The 11,409-nt window shown below is 58.7% G+C and carries 11 protein-coding genes; 2 read left to right on the top strand and 9 right to left on the bottom strand.

The features are described 5' to 3' along the window. Positions 1-11 precede the first annotated feature (11 nt). Positions 12-1,706: an aa3-type cytochrome oxidase subunit I gene (ctaD, locus tag I6J28_RS04665; protein ID WP_179386926.1), complete on the bottom strand. Its 1,695-nt coding sequence runs from the start codon at positions 1,704-1,706 to the stop codon at positions 12-14. A gap of 342 nt (positions 1,707-2,048) precedes the next feature. Next, the gene (nrdF, locus tag I6J28_RS04660) at positions 2,049-3,038 is read right to left on the bottom strand and encodes a class 1b ribonucleoside-diphosphate reductase subunit beta (protein WP_204611074.1); all 990 of its coding nucleotides are present in this window, start codon (positions 3,036-3,038) and stop codon (positions 2,049-2,051) included. A gap of 146 nt (positions 3,039-3,184) precedes the next feature. On the opposite strand from nrdF, the gene I6J28_RS04655 reads away from it, so the two are divergent. Continuing rightward, complete coding sequence (locus tag I6J28_RS04655) at positions 3,185-3,880, top strand: FadR/GntR family transcriptional regulator (RefSeq protein ID WP_204611073.1); 696 nt, start codon at positions 3,185-3,187, stop codon at positions 3,878-3,880. A gap of 55 nt (positions 3,881-3,935) precedes the next feature. Here the strand turns inward: I6J28_RS04655 and nrdE are convergent, their stop codons facing one another. From nrdE to I6J28_RS04625, 6 genes are all read right to left on the bottom strand, one after another. Next, positions 3,936-6,098 (bottom strand): class 1b ribonucleoside-diphosphate reductase subunit alpha, encoded by a 2,163-nt coding sequence (gene nrdE, locus I6J28_RS04650; RefSeq protein ID WP_204611072.1) that lies wholly within the window; start codon positions 6,096-6,098, stop codon positions 3,936-3,938. A 54-nt stretch (positions 6,099-6,152) separates the two neighbouring features. After that, positions 6,153-6,584, bottom strand: a complete 432-nt coding sequence (gene nrdI / locus I6J28_RS04645; protein ID WP_204611071.1) for a class Ib ribonucleoside-diphosphate reductase assembly flavoprotein NrdI — start codon at positions 6,582-6,584, stop codon at positions 6,153-6,155. A 23-nt stretch (positions 6,585-6,607) separates the two neighbouring features. After that, positions 6,608-6,847 (bottom strand): glutaredoxin-like protein NrdH, encoded by a 240-nt coding sequence (gene nrdH / locus I6J28_RS04640; RefSeq protein ID WP_204611069.1) that lies wholly within the window; start codon positions 6,845-6,847, stop codon positions 6,608-6,610. Positions 6,848-7,153: 306 nt separating this feature from the next. After that, positions 7,154-8,059, bottom strand: a complete 906-nt coding sequence (locus I6J28_RS04635) for an alpha/beta fold hydrolase (RefSeq protein ID WP_204611068.1) — start codon at positions 8,057-8,059, stop codon at positions 7,154-7,156. A 164-nt stretch (positions 8,060-8,223) separates the two neighbouring features. Then, entirely contained in the window at positions 8,224-8,346 is a 123-nt protein-coding gene (gene ykgO, locus I6J28_RS04630; protein ID WP_003847162.1) for a type B 50S ribosomal protein L36, read from the bottom strand. A gap of 120 nt (positions 8,347-8,466) precedes the next feature. Continuing rightward, positions 8,467-9,822 carry a sugar porter family MFS transporter gene (locus tag I6J28_RS04625; protein WP_005327336.1) on the bottom strand — a complete coding sequence of 452 codons (1,356 nt, stop codon included), beginning with the start codon at positions 9,820-9,822 and terminating at the stop codon, positions 8,467-8,469. A gap of 27 nt (positions 9,823-9,849) precedes the next feature. Here I6J28_RS04625 and nadE point away from each other — a divergent pair, with 27 nt between their 5' ends. Next, positions 9,850-10,671, top strand: coding sequence for an ammonia-dependent NAD(+) synthetase (gene nadE, locus I6J28_RS04620; protein WP_204611066.1), 822 nt, complete (start codon positions 9,850-9,852; stop codon positions 10,669-10,671). Here nadE and I6J28_RS04615 read toward each other — a convergent pair. Next, positions 10,668-11,393: a fructosamine kinase family protein gene (locus tag I6J28_RS04615; protein ID WP_204611057.1), complete on the bottom strand. Its 726-nt coding sequence runs from the start codon at positions 11,391-11,393 to the stop codon at positions 10,668-10,670. The two genes, nadE and I6J28_RS04615, sit on opposite strands and share 4 nt — an antisense overlap. Positions 11,394-11,409: the final 16 nt, after the last annotated feature.

Here is an 11,409-nt window from a genome sequence, read left to right as displayed (position 1 = left end):
GTTATATCGCTTTAGTGGCTACCCACGTGTGCTTCTTCGCGCATGCGCTGAACCATGTGCGGGTAGTGCAGCTCGAAGGCCGGACGCTCGGAGCGGATACGCGGCAGCGACACGAAGTTGTGGCGCGGCGGCGGGCAGGAGGTTGCCCACTCGAGGGAGTTGCCGTAGCCCCATGGGTCGTCCACGGTGACGATCTCGCCGTAGCGCCAGGACTTGAATACGTTCCACACCAGCGGGATAACGGAAGCGCCGAGGACGAAGGAGAAGATGGTGGAAATCTGGTTGAAGACCGTGAAGCCATCGGACTCCAGGTAGTCAGCGTAACGACGCGGCATACCCATGTTGCCGACCCAGTGCTGAACCAGGAAGGTGCCGTGGAAGCCGATGAAGGTCAGCCAGAAGTGAATCTTGCCCAGACGTTCGTCCAGCATGCGGCCGGTCATCTTCGGGAACCAGAAGTACAGGCCGGCGAAGGCGGAGAACACAACCGTACCGAACAGGGTGTAGTGGAAGTGTGCAATCAAGAAGTAGGACTCAGCCAGGTGGAAGTCCAGTGCCGGGGATGCCAGCATAACGCCGGTCATGCCGCCGAAGAGGAAGGTTGCCATGAAGCCCATGGCGAAGATCATCGGGGTATCCCAAGTGATGTGGCCCTTCCACATGGTGCCGACCCAGTTGAAGAACTTAACGCCGGTTGGAACCGCAATCAGGAACGTCATGAAGGAGAAGAATGGCAGCAGGATAGCGCCGGTGACGAACATGTGGTGTGCCCACACAGCCATGGACAGGGAGCCGATGGCCAGCAGTGCGAAGACCAGGCCGATGTAGCCGAAGACCGGCTTGCGGGAGAAGACCGGAACGACCTCAGACACAACGCCGAAGAACGGCAGCGCGAGGACGTAAACCTCAGGGTGGCCAAAGAACCAGAACAGGTGCTGCCACAGGATGCCGCCACCATTAGCGGAATCGTAGATGTGGCCGCCCAGCTTGCGGTCATACAGAACGCCCAGTGCCGCAGCGGTCAGCAGCGGGAAGATCATCAGCACGATGGCGGACGCGGTAAACACAGCCCAGCTGAAGACCGGTAGACGGAACATCGTCATGCCCGGTGCGCGCAGGGTCAGGATGGTCGTAATCATGTTGACAGCGGAGGCAATGGTACCGACACCGGTAGCGCCCACGCCGACGATCCACATATCAGCGCCGATGCCCGGGGTGTGGACACCATCAGCCAGCGGCATGTACATGGTCCAGCCGAAGTCAGCCGCACCACCTGGGGTAACGAAGCCCAGCAGCATCACGGTGCCGCCCAGCAGGGTAACCCAGAAGCCGAAGGCGTTCAGACGCGGGAAGGCCACGTCCGGCGCACCAATCTGCAGCGGCAGGATGTAGTTACCAAAGCCCCACACGACTGGGGTCGCAAACAGCAGCAGCATCACGGTGCCGTGCATGGTGAACAGCTGATTGAACTGCTCATTGGACAAGAACTGGAGACCCGGGGTGAACAGCTCCGCGCGGATCAACAGTGCCATAAAGCCACCGAGGAAGAAGAAGCTGAAGGACATGATCAAGTACATGATGCCCAGCTGCTTGTGGTCGGTGGTGGTTAGAAATACCCAAGCCTTTGAACCGGTCTTCGCGTTACCGGTTGGCTCTGGACGTGTGGGGGCGACGTAATCGTCGACCCGTGGCGCCACAGCGGTCATAAAATCCTCCTGAATAACAAAGTGTCTGTGGACAGACTCCACCTACACCTAGGTTTACTCGCCTTATATTAGGCCATTTTCCCCTGTTCTTTCCAGCTTCCCCCAATACTTCGCCACAAGGCCAAGCCTCACCACTGACCACATCTGCCACATTGCCCCTGCACGTGGCGCGGCCACTATTTCCACCGACGGTTTTCGCCAAAGATCCAGCGTGCTATATGTCACAGCCGCGCCGAATTGTGCGGGCCCAAAACGCAAAAACACACCCCCGCTCGTTATCAACCTTTCGGTTGAGTTCGAGCAAAAGGTGTGCCGCTAGACCACGCTGATCAACGGGAATGCTTAGAAGTCCCAGTCATCATCCGTGGTGTCCTCAGCCTTGCCGATGACATAGGACGAACCCGAACCAGAGAAGAAGTCATGGTTCTCGTCGGCGTTCGGCGACAACGAGGACAAGATAGCCGGGGAAACGCGGGTCTCATCGGCTGGGAAGAGCCCCTCAAAGCCCAAGTTATTCAGTGCCTTATTGGCGTTGTACCGCAGGAAGCGCTTAACGTCCTCGGTCCAGCCCAGGTCATCGTAGAGATCCTCGGTGTAGTCGATCTCATTGTCGTAGAGGTCATAGAGCAAGTCGAAGGTGTATTCCTTCAGCTCCGCCTGGCGCTCTTCATCCAGCTGCTTATACGCCTGCTGGAACTTATAACCAATGTAGTAGCCATGCACAGCCTCATCGCGGATAATCAGGCGGATGATATCGGCGGTGTTGGTGAGCTTCGCGCGGGAGGAGAAGTACATCGGCAGGTAGAAGCCGGAGTAGAACAGGAAGGACTCCAGCAGCGTGGAGGCCACCTTCTTCTTCAGCGGATCATCGCCCTTGTAGTAGGACAAGATGATCTTGGCCTTCTTCTGCAGGTTCTCGTTTTCTTCGGACCAGCGGAAGGCATCGTTGATCATCGGCGTGGACGCCAGGGTCATAAAGATATTGGAATAGGACTTGGCGTGCACGGACTCCATGAAGGCGATATTGGTGTAGACCGCTTCCTCATGCAGAGTCTGGGAATCCGGAAGGAGGGAAATCGCACCCACCGTGCCCTGGATGGTATCCAGCAGCGTCAGGCCGGTAAAGACCCGCATGGTGGTTTCCTTTTCCTTCTCCGTCAGCGTCTTCCAGCTGGGCAGGTCATTGGAGACGGGGACCTTTTCTGGCAGCCAGAAATTACCGGTGAGGCGATCCCAAACCTCGAGGTCCTTTTCATCCGGGATGCTATTCCAGTTAATGGCCTTAACTGGCTTTTCATGACTAGAAACGTAGTCATCGTACTCGTGCGACACGCGGCGTCACTCCAATACATAATGCGGACACTTTTAGCTCCCCAGCATACCCAATTCGCCCGGCCTCTTAGCCATTGTGGTGGATGCCTCATGCCTATACTGATCCCAGCTATACCGAGTGCCTGCACAGAGAGGATTCACCCACCATGAGCTCCACCCCTCCCCTACTCGGCTCCGTGGTGGATCAACTCGGCGCGGAAATAGTAAGCGGAGACCTCGCAGAGGGTGAGCGGTTCCGGCTGGGGGACGTCGAAAAGCGCTTTGGCATCTCCCGCACCGTAGCCCGCGAGGCCATGCGCGCCCTGGAGCACCTCGGAATGGTCAGCTCTGGGCGCCGCGTGGGCATCACGGTGCTGCCGATGGAAAAGTGGGCGGTCTATGACCCGGCGGTCATTGGCTGGCGCTTAGACAACGATAAAACGCGCGGGCAGCAAGTGGCCCGACTCAACGAGCTGCGGCTTGGCATCGAACCGGTGGCCGCGCGTCTGGCTGCAGGCAATGCCACCGCCCAGCAGCGAGCTGAATTGCTGGGCCTCGCCGCGCGCTTGGCCGAGCTGGAATCCACCCCGTCTCCGCGCGTAGGCGAAGAATTAGAAACCGATCTGCGCTTCCACACCCTCATCCTGCGGGCCTCCGGCAATGAGATGCTGGCCGCACTCGCCCCTTCCCTGGTGGCGATGCTCAAGGGCAAGTCGGTTTTTGGCTCCCGCAAGCGCGACCCCATCGGCGGCACCACACAGCTGCACATGGAACTGGCCCGCGCCATTGATGCCGGGCTTGCCGACGCCGCCGAAGAAACCTCCCGCACCATCCTCGACCGCACCCGGGCAGAAAACGGCTAAGCGCCTCGATGCACGTCCTTCCCCACGACGTGCAGCGAGGCGCCCTAGCAACGGTTTAGAGCATGCAGGATACGCAGCCCTCGACCTCGGTGCCTTCCAGCGCCATCTGGCGCAGGCGGATGTAGTACAAGGTCTTAATGCCCTTGCGCCACGCATAAATCTGCGCGCGGTTGACATCGCGGGTGGTCGCGGTGTCCTTGAAGAAGAGCGTGAGCGATAGGCCCTGGTCCACATACTTGGTGGCTACGGCATAAGTATCGACGATCTTCTCGTAGCCAATCTCATAGGAGTCCTTGAAATACTCCAGGTTGTCATTATCCATGTGCGGCGCCGGGTAGTAGACGCGGCCGATCTTGCCCTCCTTGCGGATCTCAATCTTGGAGGCAATCGGGTGGATGGACGAGGTGGAGTTATTGATATAGGAAATCGAGCCCGTCGGCGGCACCGCCTGCAGGTTGCGGTTGTACAGGCCATGCTTGGCCACGTCCTGCTTCAAGTCCTCCCAGTCCTGGGCGGACGGGGTGTGGATCGAAGAGGCGTCGAAAAGCTCCTGCACCTTCTTGGTCTTCGGCTTGAACTCTTCCGGATCGTAGCGGTCAAAGAATTCGCCGGAGGCATACTCGGACTGCGGGAACTCCGTGAAGTACTCGCCGCGCTCGCGGGCAATCTTATTGGAGGCGCGCAGCGCCGCATACAGCACGGCCGCAAAGTAGGCATTGGTGAAGTCCAACCCCTCTTCCGAGCCATACTCGATGTGCTCGCGACCCAAGTAACCGTGCAGGTTCATCTGGCCCAAGCCGATGGCGTGGGACTCGTCATTACCACGGCGCACGGACGGCACGGAATCAATGGAGGTCTTATCCGCCACTGCGGTCAGGCCGCGGATGGCGGTTTCCACCGTATTGGCGAAGTCCGGCGAATCCATGGTCATCGCGATATTCAGGGAACCCAAGTTGCAGGAAATATCGCTGCCCAGCTCCTCATAAGTCAGGTCCGCGTTGAATTCGGAGGCGGAGTTGACCTGCAGGATTTCCGAGCACAGGTTGGACATGTTGATCCACGAGGTCTTCACCGGATTCGCGCGGTTTACGGTGTCCTCGAACATGATGTACGGGTAACCGGACTCGAACTGCAGCTCGGCCACGGTCTGGAAGAAGTGGCGGGCGTTAATCTTCTTCTTGCGGATGCGTGGGTCTTCCACCATCTCCTCATAGTGCTCGGTGACGGAGATGTCACCGAAGGCCTTGCCATAGACGCGCTCGACGTCATACGGCGAGAAGAGGTACATATCATCATTGCGCTTAGCCAACTCAAAGGTGATATCCGGCACGACAATGCCCAGCGAGAGGGTCTTAATGCGGATCTTCTCATCCGCATTCTCGCGCTTGGTATCCAGGAAGTTCATGATGTCCGGGTGGTGCGCGTTGAGGTAGACCGCACCGGCACCCTGGCGGGCACCGAGCTGATTGGCGTAGGAGAAGGAATCCTCCAGCAACTTCATCACGGGGATGACGCCGGAAGACTGGTTCTCAATGTGCTTAATCGGGGCACCGGACTCGCGGATATTAGACAGCAGCAGGGCCACGCCGCCGCCGCGCTTGGAAAGCTGCAATGCGGAATTGATGGAGCGGCCGATGGACTCCATATTGTCCTCGATGCGCAGCAGGAAGCAGGAGACGAGCTCGCCGCGCTGGGCCTTGCCGGCGTTGAGGAAGGTCGGGGTTGCCGGCTGGAAGCGGCCGGTCATGATCTCGTCTACGAGGTGCTCGGCCAGGCCTGCGTCGCCGTCCGCCAAGAACAGGGCAGTCATGGACACGCGGTCCTCAAAGCGCTCGAGGTAGCGGCGGCCATCGAAGGTCTTCAGCGTGTAGCTGGTGTAGTACTTATACGCACCCAGGAAGGACTTGAAGCGGAACTTATAGGAATAAGCGCGCTTGAATAGCTCCTTAATAAAGGAGAACTCATACTGCTCGATGACCTGCGGGTCGTAGTACTTGTTATTAATCAGGTAATCGATCTTTTCTTCCAGATCATGGAAGTAGACCGTGTTTTGATTAACGTGCTGCAGGAAGAATTGGTTAGCGGCCTCGCGGTCTTTATCAAACTGAATCTTGCCGTTTGCATCGTAGAGATTCAGCATCGCGTTCAGAGCGTGGTAGTCCAACTGCTCTTCTGGCTTTACTGGCTCGGCGACGGTCTTCCCCAATTGCGTACTCACAGCTGACAAGGCCTTTCTTAAAAATCAGGATCTTTAATTAAGTCGTAGTGGGCGCTAGGCCGCGGCCTCGAGCCCAAGCTCGGCGGCGTTAGCCAATAAGCCTTCACGACAAATTTTTATATCGTCTTCGTTTCCCAGCAACTCGAAACGATATACATAGGGCACTTTACATTTGGCGCTGATGACGTCACCAGCCTTGCCAAAGTCGGCACCAAAATTGCTATTGCCGCCCGCGATTACCGCGCGAATGAAACTACGGTTGTGCTCATCGTTCAGGAACTTAATTACCTGTGTGGGCACGGGCCGGGAGTTCTGGTGGCTAATGGACGCACCCCCGCCATAGGTGGGGCACACCAAAACATAGGGTTCGTTGACCTTAAGCGGCTCGTCCGTGCGGCGCAACGGGATGCGCGCGCTAGGAAAGCCCAGTTTCTGCACGAACCGGTGCGTATTTTCCGTCGCGGAGGAAAAATACACGACCAACATCGCTACTGGCCTCCCCTATTCTCTTAAGCAGAGGCCGCTACGGAAGCCAAGCCCTTGATACGGTCAGGGCGGAAACCAGACCAGTGCTCGCCATTAGCCTCAACCACTGGGGCCTGAACGTAGCCCAGTGCCATAACGTAATCGCGGGCCTCTTCATCGGCCGAGATATCGACGAGGTCATACTCAAGGCCGGCACGGTCGAGGGCCTTCTTGGTGGCATTGCACTGGACGCATGCTGGCTTGGTGTAAACGGTGATAGACATATAGATCCTTAAAGCTCCTGCATTGAAAAATTCGTCAGAGCGGGGCGCGTTTTCCCGCCTATGCGGGCGCTTCCTGCGCCGCTCTGAGCAACATCAACGACACTATACTTTGGGGGAAATGCCCGCAACTAACACAATATGTAGTAGTTACAGCCGTGGTATTCCCAGGATGGCACACCCCCAGGCCCCACATGTTGTCCACACCTACGAACAGCCATGAAACTACACCAATGGTATTCCTGCAGGTTTACCTGGAGTTCACCATTTTGTGTGCCAAAGTTCACATTTTAGGGCTGGTACGTCACCTTAAGAGCCGACTACCGAAGGCTCGCCAGAGGCACAGGTCGCCGGGTCCGGACCCTCCCCAGGGGCGCGCTTTAGCCCAAAAATGACCTGACTCAACACCGTCGGGTCGGTCGGCAGCTTGTCGTGCCGAGGAGCCACGCCACAGACTTCGCTTAAGTCAAGGTTGACCACATCGGCGCCGTCGCCAAGCGCCAGCTGCGAAGAGCTATTCGGAGTCACCGTCGTATCCCCCGGCGAGTAAATGGAGGTATAAAGCACGCCTGGCGCGGTATCTGGCAGCGCATTGAGCCGTTTAATAAACTCCGACCCCACCACTTGCTGAATGCCGGCCGTACTTGCCATAAAAGCGGCGAGGTGCGGCGCAAAGGCAATGATCTTAGAGAGCGCCTCCCCCTGCCCGTTGAGCGTGGTGCCGTGGAAGTTGCCACCCAGCGCCACCGCATGGGACACATGGTCCGCCCCATCGTGCATCTGGGTATAGGTCTTGATGTGCATACCGCCCTGGGAATGGCCCACCAAGTTCACCTTGTCCGAGCCAGTAACCTCGCGGACATAGTCCACCTGATCCGCAATTTCCGCGGCCGAATCATCCAGGTCCGCGATGGCTTTGACGCTTGGAATCATATTCTGCAAGGTGACATCATCGGCGCCGTAGTCAAAGGCCCACACGCATGCCCCCTGATCTTGCAGGAGGTGAACCAAGTTTCCCCACACGGAAGCATTATTCGAGGTTCCATGCAGCAACACAACGGGCTCAGTGATGTCCCCTGAAGGCACGCAGGACGGGTCATTGATACCAAGGGACTCCGGCGCAGAGGATTCCCACTGTGGCTCTGCAGCATGCGCCACTGGGGCGGACAATCCGAGGGCGGCGGCAGTGAGCGCGGCAACGATTCGCTGGGACATAATTCTTCTTTCTCACGGCATGGATAGACAAATTAATTATATTCATACATTTGTCTTTATGTTCACTTGGTTTTAAAAGAATTTATCCTTTGTGCCGGAGCTCACGCATAAAAAAATCCGCCCCACTCCGGAAGCCGGAGGGAGCGGATGGAATCGCGTCTCAATTAGCCCTGACGAGCCTTGAAACGGGGATCCTTCTTGTTGATCACGAAGACCTTACCGTGGCGGCGAATAACCTGGGCGCCCGGCTTCTTCTTCAGCGACCGAAGGGACTTACGGACCTTCATCGGGCGCTCCTTTCGTTATGCGCAATCTACATGCGGTTGAATAAGTAAAGCACGGACTGGGAATCCCCAGCCATGACACGAGGAAAAATGTTACCTCACACGGCCGTCAATACCAAAACACTAAGGCTTTACGGGTGCGGACTCGCGCTCGTAGCGCGACTTCATTTCCTCGCCTACCTCATCCAGGCTACGTCCCATAGTCTCTGGAACCAAAACCTTGGTGTAGCCGATGGCGATGAGGCCGAAGACTCCGAAGACGATAAACGCCACCGGGCCGGTCAGCCACTCCACTAGCGGCAGGAAGTACTGCGCCACGGCCCAGTTGGTGGCCCATAGCGAGAGCCCCGCAATGCCCATGCCTAGGCCGCGCACCTGCAGTGGCACCAGCTCGGAGATGAGTAGCCAGGTAGTGGGCGACACTGCCGCCTGCTGAAAGGCGATAAACAGCGCCATGAATACCAACGAGACCATCGCCATGGCGGTGGAGTCCTGCGCGTGGGAATAGGCAAAGGAGAGGATAAACAGCGAGACCACATTGCCAGTCAGGCCGATCAGCAACAATCGCTTTCGCCCAATGCGGTCCACGACCTTGAGCCCCACCCAGCAGGCCAGCACGGATACCGTGCCGATAACGATGGAGGTATAAACCGAGTTGGCCGTGGAAATCCCCACCTGGTTCATCATGGTCGGCGCGAAGTACACGATGGCGTTGACTCCGGTAATCTGCTGCGTCAGCCCCATCAACATGGCAAGCAACACCGTAATTTGCATCCAGCGATTGGCCTTCAGCGCCTTCCATTCGGATCCGCTGGACTTGCGCGCGGTCTCCTGCGAGGTCAGCTCGGAAATATCCATCCCGGCGCGCCCGGCAATCTCTTGGGCGCGGGGCATGCGCCCGTTGGTTGCCAGCCATACCGGCGTCTCTGGCAGGAAAGCCATTCCGAGCGCCAGCGCCAGGCCCGGCACCGCGGCCAAGCCCAACATCCACTCCCAGCTACCGGTAGAAGCCAGCGCGGAGTTGACCAGGTAGGCCATCAACTGGCCCACCACAATCGCGAGGGTATTGAGCGAGACCATGCGCCCGCGCACCTTGGCGGGCACGATCTCCGCGATATACATAGGAGACACGATGGACACTGCACCCACGGCAAAGCCCAAAAAGGTGCGCGCGGTAGCCAGCATTCCCACCGAGCCGGAAAGCGCACACCAGATGGAACCCAACACGAAAATGATGCCGCCTGCAATCAGCGTGAAGCGACGCCCATACCTATCGGCGATGCGCCCGGCCGTCAGCGCCCCTACTGCAGCACCCACGAGCAGCATCGAGGTCACCCAACCCTCTTGGTGGGCACTCATGTCGAATGCGGGGCTAATAAAAAGCAAGGCACCGGACATCACGCCGGTGTCGTATCCAAATAGCAGCCCACCCAGGGCCGCTATGCCAGCTACTACCTTGACATAAACTTCCTTATTCACAGCACAATATTGTGTCAGGCGGCTACCATGAACGTCATGTCGAATGATGCCGAAAAACTGCAGCAAACCATCATAAAAGCCCTGGGTGTGCGCCCCTTTATCGATCCAGAAGCGGAAGTGCAGCGCCGCGTGGATTTCCTGGTTGATTACCTGCGCACCACCGGCGCTAAAGGCTACGTGCTGGGTATTTCCGGCGGCCAGGATTCCACCTTGGCGGGAAAGCTTGCGCAGCTGGCGGTGGAGCGCGTCGACGGCGCGGAGTTTTGGGCCGTGCGCCTGCCCCACGGCGTGCAGGCCGATGAGGACGATGCCCAGATTGCCCTGGATTTCATCCAGCCCGATCACCGCCCCACCGTCGATATCAAGCCGGCCACCTTGGCCCTCGACGAGCAGGTGGCGGATGCGCTGCAGCTTGCCGACGTCACCGATTTCAACCGCGGCAATACCAAAGCCCGCCTGCGCATGACCGCCCAATACGCCATCGCAGGCGAGGTCGGCGCGCTAGTGATTGGCACCGACCATGCGGCGGAAAACGTCACCGCCTTCTTTACCAAGTGGGGCGATGGCGCGGCAGATCTCCTCCCCCTGACCGGCCTCAATAAGCGCCAAGGCGCCACCCTCCTAGAGCACCTCGGCGCCCCGCGCTCCACTTGGGAGAAGGTCCCCACCGCGGACTTGGAAGACGATAAGCCCCAGCTTCCCGACGAAGAAGCCCTCGGCGTCACCTACGCCCACATCGATGACTACCTGGAGGGCAAGGCGGTTCCCGACGCCGCCCGCGAACGCATTGAAACCTTATGGCACCGCGGTGCCCATAAGCGCATCATGCCGCAGGGGCCGAACCTTTAGCCCAGCGCCTCCAAGGTTGCGGCCGCCGCGCGCTCCAGCGGCCGGTTATAGCTAGCGCCGTGCGTAAGCGCATGCACCGCCAGCGGGTGCAGCTGGTGCATGGGAATCCACTTCTCGATGTCCTTCGGCGCACCATAACCCCGGAAAATCTCCTCTAGGTATGGAGCCCCGAAAAGCGCCAACATCCCCAAATCCGTATGCGGGTGCCCACCATGGGCTGCAGGGTCAATCATGATGCCGCCGTCGGAACCAAAAAGCAGGTTGCCCGCCCATAGATCGCCGTGGATGCGCGCCGGCGCCACATCCCAACTGCGCGCGGCGATGGCGTCGCAGGCACGCCTTACCAAGTCCAATTGCGCCACACTTATCCCCGCCAGTTCCGCGAAGGGCAATACGCGCTGGTTAACGTAGAACTCGCCCCAATTATCCGTCGGGATGCAGTCTTGCTCGATGCTGCCAATGAAGTTCTTGCCTTCCCACCCGGCAGGGGGTGCACCAAAGGCTTCGGCGCCAGCGCGGTGCATGCGCGCCAGCTCCGCACCAAATGTCCGCGCCGCCTCCGGCGTGGGCATGACCTCGTCCACGCGCTCGGTAACGATTTCTAGCCCGTCGGCGCTCACGACGTTGACCACCGCCTCGGTGGCTTCCCCGAGCCACCGCAATCCGGCCGCCTCGGCACCTGCTTGATCCGTGTCGCGTACTCGCTTTGAAAAAGTCTGCATGTCACCCAGCCTAATC

The organism is Corynebacterium tuberculostearicum (genome assembly GCF_016894265.1).
Lineage (GTDB): Bacteria > Actinomycetota > Actinomycetes > Mycobacteriales > Mycobacteriaceae > Corynebacterium > Corynebacterium tuberculostearicum_D.
This window is presented reverse-complemented; position numbering and strand designations above follow the sequence as displayed.